Here is a 16,947-nt window from a genome sequence, read left to right on the forward strand (position 1 = left end):
CCGGGGGCGTTTTTGTCTCAATCAACCGATCAGGATCAGTGCGCGGTGGCGCCGGGTCCTGATTTATCCTTCAGCGCAGCGGCTGCGGCGGCTTCTTCAGCGGCCTCGTCCCACTCAATCGCTTCGGGTGTATCGGTCAGCGCCAGCTTCAGCACTTCGGTCACATGGGTCACCGGGATGATCTTCAGCCCGTCTTTCACGTTGTCGGGAATATCCGCCAGATCTTTTTCGTTCTCTTCAGGGATGAGAACGGTTTTGATCCCGCCGCGCAGGGCGGCCAGCAGTTTTTCCTTCAGGCCACCGATCGGCATGGCATTGCCGCGCAGGCTGACCTCACCTGTCATGGCGATGTCCTTTCGAACCGGAATGCCGGTCAGCACCGAAACGATCGAGGTCACCATGGCCAGACCGGCCGAAGGGCCGTCTTTCGGCGTGGCGCCATCGGGTACGTGCACGTGGATGTCCCACTTTTCAAACTGCGGCGGTTTCACACCGATCTGCGGTGCCACCGAACGCACGTAGGACGAAGCCGCATCAATCGACTCCTTCATCACGTCGCCCAGCTTACCGGTGGTCTTCATCCGACCTTTGCCCGGCAGTTTCAGCGCCTCGATGTGCAGCAGATCGCCACCGACCGAGGTATAGGCCAGACCGGTCACGACACCCACCTGATCCTCTTTCTCGGCCAGACCGTAGCGGAACTTCTTCACGCCCAGGAAGTCATCGATGTTTTCAGCATCCACCTTGATCGACTGTGCTTCGCCTTTGACGATCTTGGTGATCGCCTTCCGCGCCATCTTGCCGACCTCACGTTCCATGTTCCGCACGCCCGCTTCGCGGGTGTAATGGCGGACCACTTCGGTCAGGGCGCTGTCATCCACCTCGAACTCATCTTTCTTGAGGCCGTGGTTTTTAACCTGCTTGGGCACGAGGTGCTGTTTGGCAATCTCAATCTTTTCGTCTTCGGTGTAACCGGCCAGCGGGATGATCTCCATCCGATCCAGCAGCGGCCCCGGCATGTTGTAGCTGTTCGAGGTGGTCAGGAACATCACGTTCGACAGGTCATATTCGACCTCCAGATAGTGATCGACAAAGGTGCCGTTCTGTTCCGGATCCAACACTTCCAGCATCGCCGAGGCTGGATCGCCACGGAAGTCCTGCCCCATCTTGTCAATCTCATCCAAGAGGATCAGCGGGTTCGTGGTTTTCGCCTTTTTCAGCGCCTGAATGATCTTACCGGGCATGGAGCCGATATAGGTCCGACGGTGGCCGCGGATTTCGGATTCATCACGCACGCCACCAAGGCTGATGCGGATAAATTCACGCCCCGTTGCCTTGGCAACAGATTTACCCAGCGAGGTTTTACCAACACCCGGTGGACCAACAAGGCACAGGATCGGGCCTTTGAGTTTCTGGCTGCGCTGCTGCACGGCAAGATACTCAACAATCCGCTCTTTGACCTTCTCAAGACCGTAGTGATCTTTGTCCAGAATGCCCTGCGCGCGGCCCAAGTCTTTCTTGACCCGCGACTTCACACCCCACGGGATCGACAGGATCCAGTCAAGGTAGTTGCGCACAACGGTCGCCTCGGCGCTCATCGGGGACATCGACTTGAGCTTCTTCAGCTCGGCATCGACCTTCTCCTTGGCTTCTTTCGAAAGCTTGGTGCCGGCGATTTTCTCTTCCAGCTCGGTGATCTCGTTTGAGCCATCCTCACCGTCGCCCAGTTCCTTCTGAATGGCCTTCATCTGCTCATTCAGATAGTATTCGCGCTGGGTGCGCTCCATCTGGGATTTGACGCGGGTTTTGATCTTTTTCTCAACCTGCAGCACGGACATTTCGCCCTGCATCAGGCCATAGACCTTCTCCAGCCGCTCGCTTACGCTGAGGGTTTCCAGCAGCTCCTGCTTCTGGGCCACTTCGATGCCAAGGTGGCCGGCAACCAGATCAGCCAGCTTGGCCGGATCCGAGGTTTCCGAAACCGTGACAAGCGCTTCTTCGGGGATGTTTTTCTTGACCTTGGCGTAGCGTTCAAACTCCGCACCCACGGTGCGCAGCAGCGCCTCAATGGTCGCAACATCGCCCGGGATCTCATTCAGATACTCGGCGCGTGCTTCAAAGAAGTCATCATTTTCAATGTATTCCGTGATTTTCACACGGGCCTGACCTTCGACCAGCACCTTCACGGTACCATCGGGCAGTTTCAGCAGCTGCAGCACATTGGCCAGCACGCCGCTTTTGTAGATACCATCGGTTTGAGGATCGTCTTCGGCCGGGTCGACCTGACTGGACAGCAGAATCTGCTTGTCGTCCTGCATCACCTCTTCCAGCGCGCGGACCGATTTATCGCGTCCGACGAAAAGCGGCACGATCATGTGTGGGAACACAACGATGTCGCGCAGCGGCAGAACTGGATAGGATGCGTTGAGTGGCTCTTGCATAGGGTTTCCTTGTTCTTGGCAAAAAGGCACTGGCCCCACATTTGGCAGCCGCGGCCTTCTCCGTTTCCTGCGATTTAATCTGGGGAGCGTCGCTCCGATTTCAACCGCATGGTCTTCTCCCGATTTCAATTTGCCGTGGGCGGCAAGGATGAGCAAGGCGCGAAATCGCCTGTGCCCCCTTTTGTTGGAAGCACAGGCGCAAATTTCAGGCCAAGTTGATGTGCCGCCGCTGTATTTTACGGCGGGCCCTATCCATCCGTTGCATCACGCGGCCTCAGGCTGTCCGGTGATTGAACGGTCAACCCCTTTCAGGATCGCATTCACGGCCTGCTGTATGACCGCCAGATGTGCCTCAACCTCATCATGGAACCCATCGAGGCGGCCAACGATGTTATCCAGCCCCTTGGCGCTGTCCCGCAGCATCCCCGCCTCAACCCGGCAGGCAATGCGGATCGTCGACAGGCCCAGGATCATCCGGCGCAGAAACTCGGTACGGCGCTGGATGGTCAATGCGGATTGGATGCCATGCAACACCGCTTCAATCGACTGTTTCTTGTAATCATTGCGCAACCGGTTCAGCGTACGGGTTTCTTCGGACTTTGAGGTTTTGCCGCCAAGGCAGCCCTCTTTTTCGAAGTTCACACAAAGCTCTTCCATCAGATGTGAGGCACAAAGCATGAAGAATGAGTTCTGATCGCGAGAGGCATCCCAAAGACCCTCATACTCTTCTTCGACGTGCAGGGTCTTCAGGTGGTTCTGAATATCGCGCAGCATCAGATCGTAGTTTTTGGCGATTTCATTGATGGTTGAGCGCCCCACCGGCAGCTTGGCCGCGAAGATCTTCATATTCGCCGTCAGCAGGGCCGCGTTGTGGAACTTCTCGGACAAGAGGTTCAACTCATGGCGCAGCTTGGCTGCATTGTCCGAAATGGTGTTGATGTTCGACAGATCCGCAAACTGGGGTTTGTGCATCGCGACCCGACGCGCCTCAAACTCCTGATGGATGGCATGGGCCTGGAACATCGCGTAGGTCGGGAAACCCAGTTCTTTGATCCGCTCCATCAGGCGCAGGGCGCTGTCTTCTGGTGACAGATCTTCGGCTTTTTCCGCTTCCAACGCTTCGCGGTAGAGGTCCTGCACCCCATCCAGCAGCGGGCTGGAGGGTTTCAGACGCACAGACAGATAACCACCGCCCTCAATTGGCGAGGCGATCGCGAAGACCCAATAATACTTGCCTTCTTTTGTTTTGTTCTTCACGTAAGCGCCGACAGGGGATCCCTGTTTCAGACCGTTCCACAGCAGCCAGAACACCGCCTTGGGCATTTCGCTGTGGCGAATGATCTTATGGGGCGCGCCCTGCAATTCGCTGCCGGCAAAACCCGCGACGCGCACGAAGATCTCGTTATAGGCTTCAATCACCCCGCGCCCATCGGTGCGCGAGAAGAAAAGTTCATCAATTCCAAATGCTTCTTCGACATTCACTTCGGCAACTGTCTGTGCTGATGCGGCAGCATGGACAGCATCGTGATCCGCTGAAAAAGGATCTGACGAAATCCGGTTCATCGCAAAAATCCGTTCTGCTTCAGCTGCTGAAAGGGGTCCTTCACTCCTGCCCGCGACAGCAGGTTCGTTTCCGGTCACGGGCAGCTGAACCAACCGGAAGGACGACTCTTGATCGCCCTTACTGAAACGGTCATCCAGAGGGGACTTTTAGAGCGGAAACCACACCTCGAAGCGCCTTTGACAGACGCCAAATTTTGGCGACATTCCGGCATGGGAGCGAAGCCCCTGATTTTGTTGACTTTGCAACACAATCGCACTGACAGCGACCACATCAGGCTGCGACAAAATTGATCAGAGAAAACGTAAAAATCCCTTTAACCACAAAGGTATGTGGATTTCACACCTTTGTTTTCTGCCGCCCGAGCACATGCGCGAGCCTCAGTCAGTCAATCACCACGATATGACGCCGCAATGGCACGAAATGCACCAGCGCGACCAGCCCTTCCAGCAAGGCAAGCAGTTGCAAAACCGGCAGTGCGGTATTGAGGTAGCTGGTCAGCAAAACAAGGGCAATCGCCAGACGTAATGCACCGGTAAATCGCCCCATTTCCTGCGTGGCATTGCGCCAGCGCCACAGCGCCCAGCCGCAGCCCAGCAGGCCAACCAGCTGCGCCAGCATCAAGCTGAGGTTTGACACTGCAAACCCATCCGCAACGCCCTGCGGCACACCGAACCCTGCAAGGGCAACAAGGTAATGCTGATTGACGACAGGCACGATCAGCGGCGCAAGGATCACCAGATCCATTGCGCAGATCAAACGGACCATCCGGCCATAGATATATCTGGAAACCATCAACCGCCCCTCAACTTTGCCCCGACAATTGCATCTTATGCGCTATCGAGACAACAGAAATGTAGGTTAAAGGCGTTCTATGTCCCCATTGGCCCGGGTCTCATGGAAGTCTTTCTGGAAGGCCTCAAAGGTGCCAGCGGCAATGGCATCGCGCATCCCCTGCATCAGCTCCTGGAAGTAATGCAGGTTGTGCCAGGTCAGCAACATGCCCGAGATCATCTCCTGGCTGCGATAGACGTGATGCAGATAGGCGCGGGAATAGTTGCTGCAGGCTGGGCAGGAGCACTGTTCGTCCAAGGGGCGCGGATCGTCCTGATGGCGGGCGTTCTTGATATTCACCACACCATGCCGGGTGAAGGCCTGACCGGTGCGCCCCGAACGGGACGGCAGCACACAGTCCATCATGTCAATGCCACGGGCCACGGCCCCTACGATATCATCCGGCTTGCCGACGCCCATCAGATAGCGCGGCTTGTCCTCGGGCAGCATATCCGGTGCAAAGTCGAGGCAGCCGAACATCGCCCCCTGCCCTTCACCCACGGCAAGGCCGCCAACGGCATAGCCGTCAAAACCAATCTCACGCAGGGCCTCAGCGCTTTCCTGACGGAAATCCTGTTCCAGACCGCCCTGTTGAATGCCAAACAGCGCGTGGCCCGGACGATCGCCAAAGGCGTCGCGCGACCGCTGTGCCCACCGCATCGACATACGCATGGATTTGGCGATGGTGTCACGATCCGCCGGCAGCGCCGGGCATTCATCAAAACACATCACAATGTCCGATCCCAGCAGACGCTGGATCTCCATCGAGCGTTCCGGCGTCAGCTCATGGCGCGAACCGTCGATGTGGGATTTGAAGGTCACACCCTTCTCAGTCAGCTTGCGCAGGCCGGCGAGCGACATCACCTGAAACCCGCCCGAGTCCGTCAGGATCGGCTTGTCCCAGTTCATAAACTTATGCAGCCCACCAAGCGCATCGATCCGTTCCGCCGTCGGGCGCAGCATCAGGTGGTAGGTGTTGCCCAGCAGAATGTCGGCACCGGTCGCCGCAACACTTTCCGGCATCATCGCCTTGACGGTAGCGGCGGTTCCAACAGGCATGAAGGCTGGCGTGCGGATATCGCCCCGCGTGGTATGGATCACCCCAGTTCGGGCCTTACCATCCTGACCCAGCTTTTCGAAAGAAAACTTCTCGCTCATGCCACATCTCATTTGTTGCTGATCTGCCCTTGGGGGCCAATTCGGCGCTGCTTAGCCTTTCCCCCTCTGGAAGGCAAAGGCGGAATTGCTTATCTAGAAAGCGAATTTGCCAAAGGGAATAGTCTAAAATGGACAACGTGTTTCTTGATTTTATTGTAAATAGCCCGATGACGGTGATCTGGCTACTGATCGCCCTGTTCATCATTGCCGTCATATTCAAAGGCGTGCGCATTGTGCCGCAGTCGCAGAAGTTTGTGGTTGAACGGTTTGGCCGGCTGCATTCGGTTCTGGGGCCGGGCATCAACCTGATCGTGCCTTTCCTTGATAAGGTGGCGCATCAGATCTCGATCCTGGAGCGCCAGCTGCCCAACGCCAGCCAGGACGCCATCACCAAGGACAACGTTCTGGTTCAGATCGACACCTCGGTGTTCTACCGCATTCTGGAGCCGGAAAAGACCGTCTACCGGATCCGCGACGTTGATGGTGCAATTTCCACCACAGTCGCAGGGATCGTACGGGCCGAGATTGGTAAAATGGACCTGGATGAGGTGCAATCGAACCGGGCGCAGCTGATCAATCAGATCCAGACATTGGTTGAGGATGCGGTGGATGACTGGGGCATTGAAGTGACCCGCGCCGAGATCCTGGATGTGAACCTCGATCAGGCCACCCGCGATGCAATGCTGCAGCAGCTGAACGCCGAACGGGCCCGCCGGGCGCAGGTGACGGAAGCTGAGGGTGAAAAGCGTTCGGTCGAACTGGCCGCAGATGCGGAACTTTATGCCGCCGAACAAAACGCCAAGGCGCGCCGGATCGAAGCCGAGGCCGAAGCCTATGCAACCGAAGTGGTGGCCAAGGCGATCCGTGAAAACGGCATTGAGGCGGCGCAGTATCAGGTCGCCCTCAAACAGGTGGAATCGCTGAACGCGCTTGGCGCTGGTGAAGGCAAACAAACTATCGTTCTGCCGGCCCATGCGCTGGAAGCTTTTGGCGACGCCTTCAAACTGCTGAAAGGAAGCAAATAATGTCCGTGTTTGAGATCTGGTGGGTCTGGCTGGCCGTGGCGCTGGGCCTCGGCATCGCCGAAATTTTCCTGCCCGGTTCAATCTTCTTGGGCTTTGCGGCAGGCGCGGCGCTGACCGCACCGCTGGCGGCGTGGGGCGGTCTGAGTGTACCGCAGCTTGCCGTCGCCTTTGCGGTTCTGTCGCTCATCGCCTGGTTGGTGATGCGGCGGGTGTTTGGCTTCCGCCAGTCGGGCCGCAAGGTTTTTGACAACGACATCAACGACTAAGGCAATGCCTACCAATCTCTTCAGGGCGACATTTCGTCCTGAGGAGATTTGCGGCGCCAGCTATGGACCTTCACGCCTCAAAACCTTATATCTTCGCTCAGGTTAACATGGACGGACGTCATGAACGATAATGCTGAACCGCTTGAAGGCACCCCGCTGATTGCCCCTTCCAGCGTCTCCCACCCGCTGTATGACAAAGTGGTTGAGGCCTGCCGGACCGTCTATGACCCTGAAATTCCGGTGAATATCTACGATCTGGGCCTGATCTACACGATCAATGTCTCAGACGACAACCGCGTGTCGATCATCATGACGCTGACCGCGCCGGGCTGTCCGGTTGCCGGTGAAATGCCGGGCTGGGTTGTTGACGCGGTCGAACCGCTGGACGGCGTGCAGCATGTTGAGGTCGATCTGACCTGGGAACCGCCCTGGGGCATGGAAATGATGAGCGACGAAGCGCGGCTGGAACTGGGCTTCATGTAACGCCACCCACGCCGCATCGCGATCAAATATCAAAGCAGGTCTTCGGGCCTGCTTTTCTTTTGGGAAGCCGATTTCGATTTCTCCACCCAAAAGAAGCCAAAAAAAGCTTCTCTTGACCAAAGAAGCCAAATGTGGCTTCCTATTCTCATGACACAGGACACCCAGAATATTGCCGTGCTGACGGGCGATCTGATCCGATCCTCGGATCTGACGCCTGACCAACAGCAACAGGCGTTGGACAATCTGCGCGCCACCGCGATCCAGATCGGCAGCTGGCCGGGGGTCGATGCGGCCTTTGGCCTGCGCGGAGGTGACGGCTGGCAGCTGGTGCTGTCCCGCGCGGGATTTGGGCTGCGCGCCGCCCTCACCCTGCGCGCCAGCCTGCGCAGTCTGGGCAAGACCCATGACAGCCGCATTGCCATCGCAAATGGCGCAGATGCCCTGCCCCCTGACGGCAATCCCAATGCCGCGATCGGCCCGGTCTACGTGGCCTCTGGCCGGTTGCTTGAGACAATGAAAGATGAAGAAAGCCTGCGCTGGGGCGCCGCGTCCTTGGGGGCCGCAACCCTGCTGGCGGATCACATCAGCCGCGACTGGACTCAGACGCAGGCGCGGGCCTTAGCGCAGCAACTGCCGCCCGGCGCGCCAAAACGCGCCGATATTGCCAAGGCGCTGGGCGTCAGCCGCCAATCGGTCAACAGATCGCTTTGGTCTGCGGGCTATCCGGCCTTGTCAGAAGCGCTGGAAATGATTGAAACTGACACGTCTTTATTCTGAACAGAGCCGTTTGATGTTTGAAACTTTTGCCGCGCTGCTATTTGCGCATGTCCTTGCAGATTTCGTCCTGCAAACGCGTTGGATGGTGGCGCGCAAACGCCAGTTTGGTGTGCTTCTGCTGCATGGTGTTCTGGTGCTGCTGACCGCTCAGCTGAGCCTGGGCCATGTCACCGCCTGGCCACTGCTGGCGCTGGCCGCCGCCCATCTGATCATCGACGCGGTCAAAACCTATGGCGGTTTTGACGGGCTGACCGGGTTCCTCTGCGATCAGCTGGCGCATCTGGCCACACTTGTTCTGGTCGGCACTCTGGTGCCCGACCTCTGGGCCAGCGGGTTTTGGGCCGCGCAGCCCATGCTGCCACCGCTCATGGTCATCATAGCGGGCGCTGTTCTGGCCACCCGCGCCGGCGGTTTCGCCACAGCCCTGTTGATGCGCGATCATGAGGTCTCAGACACCCCCGAAGACGAAGGCCTGCCCGGCGGCGGCGCCACCATCGGCCTTTTGGAACGCGGCCTGATCTACCTTCTGGTCCTGATCGGCGAAACCGGCGGCATCGGCTTTCTGGTGGCGGCGAAATCGATCCTGCGCTTTGGCACTGTTTCGGGCGACCGCAAAGCCACCGAATATGTCATCATCGGCACCCTGTTCAGTTTCGGCTGGGCGCTGATCGTCGCGATTGCCGTTCAAAAGCTGTTGATCCATCTGCCACCGCTTGAGATCATCCCCAAAGCAACCTAAATAGAGGGGACCAACGCGCAACAGTTCCCCCAAAGGACCTTGATATGTTCTCCATCCCCGGCAAACAGGCCGTGAGCCTGACCCCGAAAGCCGCTGCACAGATTGCCAAGCTGATGGAGAAAGACGGCCATCAGGGGCTGCGGATTGGCGTCAAAAAAGGCGGCTGCGCGGGCATGGAATACACCATGGATTACGCCGATACCGTCGATCCCAATGATGAGATCGTGGAACAGGACGGCGCCCGGGTGATGATTGCCCCGATGGCACAGATGTTCCTTTTCGGGACTGAGATCGACTATGAGGTCTCGCTGCTGGAAGCTGGATTCAAGTTCAACAACCCGAACGTGACCGAAGCCTGCGGCTGTGGTGAATCGATCAAATTCGCTGGAATGTGACCCGCCAAGCGGCTGATTTCCCCCCTCCCCCTTGCGCTTTGCTAGGCTGTTGGTGCAACTGACAGTCATCACGCTAATGCGTGCAAATCGGATTTTGAGGGAGTGGATGACATGCGCCGCAAACTGGCCGCTGGCAATTGGAAAATGAACGGGCTGTCGGCCCAGCTTGATCAGTTGGACGCGCTGACCGCCGCCCACCCTGACCCGGCCGTTGACCTGATGATCTGCCCGCCGGCCACACTTGTTGGCGCGGCCGCCGCACAGGTCGGCAACAAACCCCTGATGATTGGCGGTCAGGACTGCCACCCGGCGGCCTCGGGCGCACACACTGGTGATGTCTCCGCCGAGATGCTGGTCGATGCCGGCGCCAAGGCGGTGATCCTGGGCCATTCAGAGCGCCGCGAAGACCACGGCGAAAGTGATGAGCTGATCCGCCAGAAAGCCCGCGCCGCCCATGAGGCCGGTCTGATCACCGTGATCTGTGTGGGTGAGTCGCTGGAGCAGCGCGAAGCCTCCAACACATTGGACATCATCGGCGGCCAGCTGGCGGCATCGATCCCCGACAATTCGACCGGCGCAAACCTTGTCGTCGCTTATGAGCCGATCTGGGCCATCGGCACCGGCAAAATCCCGACGCTCGATCAGATCGGCGAAGTGCATGACTTCATCCGCGCCCGTCTGGAGCGCCGCTTCGGTGCCGGTGTTGGCCGCTCCACCCGCCTGCTCTATGGCGGTTCAGTGAAACCCGGCAACGCAGCGGAGATCTTTGCGGTCTCCAACGTGGACGGCGCATTGGTTGGCGGCGCCAGCCTGAAAGCGGCAGATTTCACCGGCATCATTGCCGCATTGGAAGCCTCTGCCTAAATCCCTGATCACAATGCTGCGCGTCCCCCCTCAGGGTCATTGACGCGCAGCATGACCGGCCCCTAGCCTCAGCCCATCCGATGCCTGAGGCCCCGATGACCGCCACGTCTGACCACGACCAGCTTTATTCCAAACATGCCCCGCGCTGGCACCAGCGCCTGGGCAGGTTGGGCTATACGCGCGCCTATGATCATCTGATGGCGCAGCTGCCCCCGCTGCCTGATCAGGCGCGGGTTCTTGATATCGGCACTGGCTCCGGCGCCTTTGCAGCCAGTTTTGCCAAACAGGCGCCTGCCAATTGCCAGCTGACCCTCGCCGATCCCAATCCCGAGATGCGCCGTGAAGCCGCCGCACAGTCTCAGGACTGGCCGCAGACCGTGCAGATCACAGACGCCAAGCTTGGCGATCCGTTGGGTCAATATGACATCCTCCTCTGCGCCCATGTGCTGGAGCATCTGGAGATACCCCCGGCGCTCACCTGGCTCCACCAGAGCCTTACACCCGGTGGCACCCTAGTGCTGGCCCTGTCGCGGCCCCATTGGTGCACGGCGCTCATTCGCTGGCGCTGGGGCCACCGGGCCTATCGGCCGGATCAGGCGCGGGATCATCTGGCCGCCGCAGGCTTCAGGGATATTCAGCTGATCCCCTTCCCCTCAGGCCCGCCCTATCGCACCAGCCACGGTTACATCGCGCGGCGCTGACAGCTGTCAATGATCCGCAAATACTCAAAACGAAAACGGCGCCTCAGGGGGCGCCGCTTCGGTTCTCTCAATGATCTCAGCAAATCTATTTGGTGATGATCTCCGGCCCCATGAAGTGGTTGGGCAGGAAAGTCGAAATCGCCGGGATGTAGGTCACCATGATCAGGAAGACGAAGAGCACGGCCAGGAAGGGCAACGCCGCCCGGACAACCCGCATCATCGGCATTCCAGCCACCCCCGAGGTCACGAAGAGGTTCAGACCAACCGGCGGGGTGATCATGCCGATTTCCATGTTGACCACCATGATGATGCCCAGATGGATCGGGTCGATGCCCAGTTCAATCGCAATCGGGAACACCAGCGGCGCCACAATCACCAAGAGGCCCGAGGGCTCCATGAACTGACCACCGATCAGCAGGATCACGTTCACGATTACCAGGAACATTACTGGCCCCAGACCGGCATCCAGCATGGCCGAGGCCAGCTGCTGCGGGATCTGTTCATCGGTCAGCACGTGTTTCAGGATCAGCGCGTTGGCGATGATGAACATCAGTGTCACGGTCAGTTTGCCCGCTTCAAACAACGTGTTCTTGGTGTCGCGGTGGAAGAAGGCCGTGATCAGCGCCACCGGCTTTTGCAACAGCGTCAGGTTCTTTTCCCCTTCGGGACGGCTGAGCGGCCCCATGTCGCGATAGACAAAGCTGGAAATCAGGAAGGCGTAGACAGCAGCAACAGCCGCGGCTTCGGTCGGGGTAAAGATACCGCCGTAGATACCGCCCAGAATGATCACGATCAGGAACAGGCCCCAGACCGCATCCAGACCCGAGGCAAAGACCTCACCCCAGCCCAGCCAGTCACCTTTCGGCAAGTTCTTCACACGGGCGATCGCATAGATGGTGATCATCAGCATCGAACCTGCCATCAGGCCCGGGATCACACCCGCCAGGAACATCCGGCCAACGGACACCTCAACAGCCGAGGCATAAACCACCATCACGATCGACGGCGGGATCAGGATGCCCAAGGTGCCTGCGTTGGCAATCACACCGGCGGCGAAGTCCTTGGAATAGCCCACCTGACGCATGCCTGCGATCACGATGGAGCCGATGGCAACCACCGTCGCCGGGGACGAGCCCGAGAGCGCGGCAAACAGCATACAGGCAAAGACGCCCGCAATGGCCAGACCACCGGGGAAGTGACCCACGATAGCGATGGAGAAACGGATGATCCGTTTTGCCACACCACCGGTCGACATGAAGCTGGAGGCGAGGATGAAGAAGGGGATCGCCAGCAGCGTATAGTGCCCGGCCATCGCCTGGAACATGGTCTGCGCGATAGACGCCAGCGAGGTATCGCTGAGCACCAGTAGGAAGATGATCGAGGAAAAGCCCAGTGAGATTGCGATCGGCACACCGATCAGCAACAGGCCAATGATCATGGAAAAGAGAACAACAACTTCCATCTGACTTAGTCCTCTGCGTTCTGGTGGCGGACTTCGTCGACCGCGTCTTCGGCTTCGTGGCTGACGATGAGGCTCTCCTGTTCACCGCGGATCAGGCGCAGGGTGGCCTGCACAAAGCGGAACAACAGCAGCGCCGCGCCGATGGGCAGCATCACATAGGGGATGAAACGTGGCAGTTTCTCATAGGCTTCGCCCTGATTGAAAATCGGCTCGATAAAGCGCAGCCATTCAACCATGTAGATGTCGCCCACCTCATACCAGGCCTGATCCCGGCTATTGGCAAAGCCCGTCGGGAACCAGCGGCCCGTGGTGGCGTCAAAGCCGGCAAACGGCGCCCAATAGTCCCAAGCCCCCTTCATCAGCAGAAAGGCATATGCCAGACAAATCGCAGCCGCGACAAAACCCAGTACCCGGCGCAGCGCCGGCGGCACTGCGTTCAAAACAGCATCCACACCCAGATGCGCGGTCACCTTGACCGCATAGCTCATGCCAAACAGAACCAACCAAGCAAACAGAAACGCTGTCGCCTCCAGCCCCCAGATCAAACCAGTGTTAAACCCATAGCGCAGCACCACATTGATGAAGGTGATGATGGTCATCAGCCCCAGAATGATGGCGATAAAGGTTTCTTCGAACTCGTGTACGAACCGCGAGAACGCAGTTTTCGGTTCATAGTGTCCCGACATGTCCCGCCCCCTTTTTAGGAATTTCGGATATAGAAAACCCGGCCCGAAAAGGCGGACCGGGTTTCCCGATTGCAAAAAAGCTTAGTGCTTGGCGTTGATCGCCTGCGCGGCGGCGATGTTGTCTGCGCCAACGTCACCTTCGAACTGGGTCCAAACCGGCTTCATCGCCTCAACCCATGCTGCACGCTGCTCATCGTTCAGCGAGCGGACAACGCCACCAGCTTCGATCACCGATTCTTTGGCGGCTGCGTTCACAGCGGTCGACTCGGCGTTACGCAGGGCGGTCACTTCGCTGATGATGGTGCCCAGCTGGTCACGTACATCGTCAGGCAGCGAGTCCCAGAAATCGGTCGAGGTCACAACCAGATAGTCGATGATACCGTGGTTGGTCTCGGTGGTGCCGTCCTGCACTTCGAAGAACTTCTTGCCGTAGATGTTGGACCAGGTGTTTTCCTGACCATCCACAACCCCGGTTTGCAGCGCGCCGTAAACTTCCGAGAAGGCCATCGGCTGCGGGCTGCCACCCAGAGCGGCCATCTGTGCTTTCAGCACTTCCGAGTTCTGCACGCGGAACTTCAGGCCAGCAGCGTCGGTCGGCAGTTCCAGCGGCTTGTTGGCCGACATCTGCTTCATGCCGTTGTGCCAGAAGGCCAGGCCCAGCAGGCCACGGCGGGTCATCGATTCTTTCATCGCCTGACCGGTTTCGGAGTTCTGGAACTCATCAACCGCGTCGATGTTTTTGAACATGAAGGGCAGGTCGAAAATGCGGAACTGTTTGGTGAACTGCTCAAACTTCGACAGCGACGGTGCGGCCAGCTGAACGTCGCCCTGCAGCATCGCTTCCAGAACCTGGTTGTCATTGTAGAGCGTCGAGTTCGGGAAAACCTCCATACAGGCTTTGCCGTTCATCTCTTCGTTCACACGTTTCTCCAGCAGCGAGGCAGCAATGCCTTTCGGGTGCTTGTCGGTGTTGGTCACGTGGCTGAACTTGATGACGATTTCGCCGTCGTCACAAGCGCCCGAGGCCATAACGGCCGATGCGGACACGGTCAGGGCCATTGCGGCCGCGGCGGTGGTCAGAAATTTCATAATGTCTCCTCCCGAGAGATCATTTGTTTCTTTGGCGCCCCCTCCGGGCGCAGCGATGACAGAGTTTCCAATCTGTGAAACCGGCTCAAGGAAAAGCGACGCGAAGTTCGAAATATGACATAAGACTATGGGAACAATCGGTTTTCATAGCGCGCATCGCCCACGCAGCCGCGCCCCATCACAAAACTGTGCGATTTCCCGCACAGGGCGCTGGCGGACTTGTGCGGAATTTCGCACACCCTTGCTGGGGACCAATGATTCCACACTGCTCATCAAATCGGCGCTAATTCGGCCTTGTTGCCGCCGATCAATGCAAATTTGTGTGCTAGGGCTGGCTAAGTTACGCGAAGTGTTGCGCCGCCCACATCTTAAGCAAACCGCAATCGACCGTCCCCTCTGTCCGCTACAGATCTTCCACGCGGCCGATGATCACCAGCAGGCGTTTCACTTCGATCCGTTTCATTCGAACGGTCAGCCCCTCGGCGGGCAGTGGGGCAAAACGACCGCGCACCGGGTCTGCGATGATGCCCAGCTCGACACTGAATTGATCCGGCGTCGGGTATTTGCGCCGACAGGGCGCACCAAAAGCGCAGTGCCAGGGCTGCGTTGTCACGATGTTACTTTTCGCCAGCAGCGGCTGCCCCACCTTCAGCGCACTGTCGCAGCGCATCTCGACAAAGCCGGTCTCATCTTCAGCCAGCCGCATCCGAACGCTGAAACGATGCCAGCCACCTAAGTCCTTTGCGGACACGCAAGTGGTGCCCAGGAACGTCACCCCGCGCCGGGCGTCTAACTCCACCTCAAACAGGGGGGTCTGTGACAGGCGGCTGCCATACCACCGGGCGAGGGAAACTTTTGCTGGGCTGCCACTGGCAATGAAGTCCGGATCGACCCAGAAATCGAAGGTCAGCAGGTAGCGTTGGCCGACCTTAAAATCCAACTCCTGCTGCCAGATCTGGTTTTTGGCGATGACGGACCGGGTGGTGCGGGTGGCGCAGTCGCTGGGGCCAGCCGCATCCCGATGTTTGGAACAATCGCCGGGCTTGGCGTGAAAAATTACCTGATCCCAGGAAAACTGCGGCAGTCGGGCGGAGCGGTCAGATATCTCGAAATGCAAGTTCAGCCAGTCTGGCGTTGTACGCGAGACCTCGGGCGCGTCGGCCTCTGCCAGGTTTGGCACGGAGGCCGGGGCAAGCGCGCTGTTCGCCGCCAGACAGGCCGACAGACCAAAACAGGCCGCGATTGCCAGTGCCGCGGGACGCAGGTTCTTTGCGACAGAAAAACGTGTCATTGGACAGACCTCCTCTGCGCTGATCAGATCAGCGGTGGTCCACCCCTCTGTGTTGTCGCAGCCCCGAACACGCACCCCTTGTCCGATCTGGCCCGGCTCTGCGACCTCCCCTAGTTTCTCATTCAGCTGGCGTTGTTACGGCGACCGGCCCACGCGGGAACGGCACCATCTTCAACGCGTCTTCGTCATATAGTTTCCAGCGCAGGCATTTGAGCGAGTCGATGAAACCGATCTTCTCGGACTGGATCAACCCAGCATCTTCCAGTGCCTGATGCGCTGCTTTCAGTTTGTATCCCGGGATCTTGGCATAGAGGTGATGCAGATCGTGATAGGCAATGTTCATTGTGACCAGATCCGCCAAAGGCCCCCAATCTAGAACCGATGACCCCTCAAGCGCTGCGGTTTCAAAATCCAGACCCGGCTTCACCCCCCAATGCACATTTTCAAAATTGTGCACACAGTAAGGGATCAATGCGCCCCCCGCGCAGGCGATATAAACCGCGGCGTACCAGACCGCGATGCCCGCCCAGCCCGCATAGGCCCAGATGGCCAGGTTGAAGAGGAAGAACAGCACATTGTGCAGCAACAACTCCCCCAACCCGGTTTTCAATGCCACCAAGGGGAAGCGCCGCAGGATCACCCAGAACACAAACGGTCCCACAAGGATCAGCGTGATCGGACTGCGATAGGCCCGGTACCAAAGGCGGCGGAACCAGCTAGCCTCCTGCCATTCTTTGACCGTCATCACGTAGATCTCAAAGGTGTCGCGCCGGTCCAGATCGGCAACATGGGCGTGGTGCTGATTGTGGATATAGCGGGTCGCCTGATAGGGCGTCATCGCGATGGGGGAAATCAGCGTCCCCAATATATCGTTCATCCGGTTGGTGCTGAAAAAGGCCCGGTGCAGGCAATCATGCTGGATCATATAGATCCGCAGCGCCGTTGCAGTGGTCAACAGAACAGCCGGGATCAGGATCAGCCAGGTCCCGATCGCATTCAACGCGGTGATCAGGGCCAGCAAGAATAATAGGAAGGTCGCGCCAAACTCAATCCATGCACGGCGGTCATCGGCCTGCATGAAAGGACGGGACACACGTCGAATCTCTGCGCCATTACGGGCCATAACACTAACTCCTAAACCAATACCTAAAGATACGCCGTGAGCGCAGTTGCAA

17 protein-coding genes are annotated in these 16,947 nt (G+C 58.5%); 8 read left to right on the forward strand and 9 right to left on the reverse strand.

From position 1 onward, the window contains the following. Positions 1–35 precede the first annotated feature (35 nt). The 4 genes from lon to tgt all read right to left on the reverse strand — a co-directional run bounded on the left by lon (position 36) and on the right by tgt (position 5,994). Positions 36–2,441 (reverse strand): endopeptidase La, encoded by a 2,406-nt coding sequence (lon, locus tag TL5118_RS17610; RefSeq protein WP_058244158.1) that lies wholly within the window; start codon positions 2,439–2,441, stop codon positions 36–38. Positions 2,442–2,705: 264 nt separating this feature from the next. Continuing rightward, positions 2,706–4,004: a PAS domain-containing protein gene (locus tag TL5118_RS17615; protein WP_058244159.1), complete on the reverse strand. Its 1,299-nt coding sequence runs from the start codon at positions 4,002–4,004 to the stop codon at positions 2,706–2,708. 382 nt (positions 4,005–4,386) lie between these two features. Continuing rightward, positions 4,387–4,797, reverse strand: coding sequence for a hypothetical protein (locus TL5118_RS17620; RefSeq protein WP_058244161.1), 411 nt, complete (start codon positions 4,795–4,797; stop codon positions 4,387–4,389). Positions 4,798–4,863: 66 nt separating this feature from the next. Continuing rightward, positions 4,864–5,994, reverse strand: coding sequence for a tRNA guanosine(34) transglycosylase Tgt (gene tgt / locus TL5118_RS17625; RefSeq protein ID WP_058244162.1), 1,131 nt, complete (start codon positions 5,992–5,994; stop codon positions 4,864–4,866). Positions 5,995–6,122: 128 nt separating this feature from the next. Here tgt and TL5118_RS17630 point away from each other — a divergent pair, with 128 nt between their 5' ends. The 8 genes from TL5118_RS17630 to TL5118_RS17665 all read left to right on the forward strand — a co-directional run bounded on the left by TL5118_RS17630 (position 6,123) and on the right by TL5118_RS17665 (position 11,244). Beyond that, positions 6,123–7,019: an SPFH domain-containing protein gene (locus tag TL5118_RS17630; RefSeq protein ID WP_242601810.1), complete on the forward strand. Its 897-nt coding sequence runs from the start codon at positions 6,123–6,125 to the stop codon at positions 7,017–7,019. Beyond that, the gene (locus TL5118_RS17635; protein WP_306345427.1) at positions 7,019–7,285 is read left to right on the forward strand and encodes an NfeD family protein; all 267 of its coding nucleotides are present in this window, start codon (positions 7,019–7,021) and stop codon (positions 7,283–7,285) included. The genes TL5118_RS17630 and TL5118_RS17635 overlap by 1 nt, the downstream gene beginning before the upstream one ends. Before the next feature lie 120 nt (positions 7,286–7,405). Beyond that, entirely contained in the window at positions 7,406–7,768 is a 363-nt protein-coding gene (locus tag TL5118_RS17640; RefSeq protein WP_058244164.1) for an SUF system Fe-S cluster assembly protein, read from the forward strand. A gap of 129 nt (positions 7,769–7,897) precedes the next feature. Further along, positions 7,898–8,545: a hypothetical protein gene (locus TL5118_RS17645; RefSeq protein ID WP_131727458.1), complete on the forward strand. Its 648-nt coding sequence runs from the start codon at positions 7,898–7,900 to the stop codon at positions 8,543–8,545. Between the two features lie 13 nt (positions 8,546–8,558). Beyond that, the gene (locus TL5118_RS17650) at positions 8,559–9,284 is read left to right on the forward strand and encodes a DUF3307 domain-containing protein (RefSeq protein ID WP_058244166.1); all 726 of its coding nucleotides are present in this window, start codon (positions 8,559–8,561) and stop codon (positions 9,282–9,284) included. Between the two features lie 44 nt (positions 9,285–9,328). Continuing rightward, entirely contained in the window at positions 9,329–9,679 is a 351-nt protein-coding gene (locus TL5118_RS17655; RefSeq protein ID WP_058244167.1) for a HesB/IscA family protein, read from the forward strand. Positions 9,680–9,790: 111 nt separating this feature from the next. Beyond that, positions 9,791–10,543, forward strand: coding sequence for a triose-phosphate isomerase (tpiA, locus tag TL5118_RS17660; RefSeq protein ID WP_058244168.1), 753 nt, complete (start codon positions 9,791–9,793; stop codon positions 10,541–10,543). A 95-nt stretch (positions 10,544–10,638) separates the two neighbouring features. Then, positions 10,639–11,244: a class I SAM-dependent DNA methyltransferase gene (locus TL5118_RS17665; protein WP_165590064.1), complete on the forward strand. Its 606-nt coding sequence runs from the start codon at positions 10,639–10,641 to the stop codon at positions 11,242–11,244. Between the two features lie 85 nt (positions 11,245–11,329). Here the strand turns inward: TL5118_RS17665 and TL5118_RS17670 are convergent, their stop codons facing one another. The 5 genes from TL5118_RS17670 to TL5118_RS17690 form a co-directional block, all read right to left on the reverse strand. Continuing rightward, positions 11,330–12,706, reverse strand: coding sequence for a TRAP transporter large permease (locus tag TL5118_RS17670; protein ID WP_058244170.1), 1,377 nt, complete (start codon positions 12,704–12,706; stop codon positions 11,330–11,332). Between the two features lie 5 nt (positions 12,707–12,711). Beyond that, a complete protein-coding gene (locus tag TL5118_RS17675; protein ID WP_058244171.1) occupies positions 12,712–13,392 on the reverse strand; it encodes a TRAP transporter small permease in 681 nt (226 codons plus the stop codon). Positions 13,393–13,473: 81 nt separating this feature from the next. Further along, positions 13,474–14,481 carry a DctP family TRAP transporter solute-binding subunit gene (locus TL5118_RS17680; RefSeq protein WP_058244172.1) on the reverse strand — a complete coding sequence of 336 codons (1,008 nt, stop codon included), beginning with the start codon at positions 14,479–14,481 and terminating at the stop codon, positions 13,474–13,476. Positions 14,482–14,884: 403 nt separating this feature from the next. Then, a complete protein-coding gene (locus TL5118_RS17685; protein ID WP_058260813.1) occupies positions 14,885–15,772 on the reverse strand; it encodes a hypothetical protein in 888 nt (295 codons plus the stop codon). 118 nt (positions 15,773–15,890) lie between these two features. Further along, positions 15,891–16,895 (reverse strand): fatty acid desaturase, encoded by a 1,005-nt coding sequence (locus TL5118_RS17690; RefSeq protein ID WP_058244174.1) that lies wholly within the window; start codon positions 16,893–16,895, stop codon positions 15,891–15,893. Positions 16,896–16,947: the final 52 nt, after the last annotated feature.

Origin of the sequence: Thalassovita autumnalis (genome assembly GCF_001458255.1) — a bacterium.
GTDB lineage: Bacteria > Pseudomonadota > Alphaproteobacteria > Rhodobacterales > Rhodobacteraceae > Thalassobius > Thalassobius autumnalis.

Coding starts and splice junctions, on each gene's coding strand:
- TL5118_RS17655 (WP_058244167.1), top strand. CDS start 9,329: ATGTTCTCCATCCCCGGCAAACAGGCCGTGAGCCTGACCCCGAAAGCC.
- TL5118_RS17665 (WP_165590064.1), top strand. CDS start 10,639: ATGACCGCCACGTCTGACCACGACCAGCTTTATTCCAAACATGCCCCG.
- TL5118_RS17635 (WP_306345427.1), top strand. CDS start 7,019: ATGTCCGTGTTTGAGATCTGGTGGGTCTGGCTGGCCGTGGCGCTGGGC.
- TL5118_RS17640 (WP_058244164.1), top strand. CDS start 7,406: ATGAACGATAATGCTGAACCGCTTGAAGGCACCCCGCTGATTGCCCCT.
- TL5118_RS17615 (WP_058244159.1), bottom strand. CDS start 4,004: ATGAACCGGATTTCGTCAGATCCTTTTTCAGCGGATCACGATGCTGTC.
- TL5118_RS17690 (WP_058244174.1), bottom strand. CDS start 16,895: ATGGCCCGTAATGGCGCAGAGATTCGACGTGTGTCCCGTCCTTTCATG.
- TL5118_RS17675 (WP_058244171.1), bottom strand. CDS start 13,392: ATGTCGGGACACTATGAACCGAAAACTGCGTTCTCGCGGTTCGTACAC.
- TL5118_RS17630 (WP_242601810.1), top strand. CDS start 6,123: ATGGACAACGTGTTTCTTGATTTTATTGTAAATAGCCCGATGACGGTG.
- TL5118_RS17685 (WP_058260813.1), bottom strand. CDS start 15,772: ATGACACGTTTTTCTGTCGCAAAGAACCTGCGTCCCGCGGCACTGGCA.
- TL5118_RS17620 (WP_058244161.1), bottom strand. CDS start 4,797: ATGGTTTCCAGATATATCTATGGCCGGATGGTCCGTTTGATCTGCGCA.
- TL5118_RS17670 (WP_058244170.1), bottom strand. CDS start 12,706: ATGGAAGTTGTTGTTCTCTTTTCCATGATCATTGGCCTGTTGCTGATC.
- tgt (WP_058244162.1), bottom strand. CDS start 5,994: ATGAGCGAGAAGTTTTCTTTCGAAAAGCTGGGTCAGGATGGTAAGGCC.
- lon (WP_058244158.1), bottom strand. CDS start 2,441: ATGCAAGAGCCACTCAACGCATCCTATCCAGTTCTGCCGCTGCGCGAC.
- tpiA (WP_058244168.1), top strand. CDS start 9,791: ATGCGCCGCAAACTGGCCGCTGGCAATTGGAAAATGAACGGGCTGTCG.
- TL5118_RS17680 (WP_058244172.1), bottom strand. CDS start 14,481: ATGAAATTTCTGACCACCGCCGCGGCCGCAATGGCCCTGACCGTGTCC.
- TL5118_RS17650 (WP_058244166.1), top strand. CDS start 8,559: ATGTTTGAAACTTTTGCCGCGCTGCTATTTGCGCATGTCCTTGCAGAT.
- TL5118_RS17645 (WP_131727458.1), top strand. CDS start 7,898: ATGTGGCTTCCTATTCTCATGACACAGGACACCCAGAATATTGCCGTG.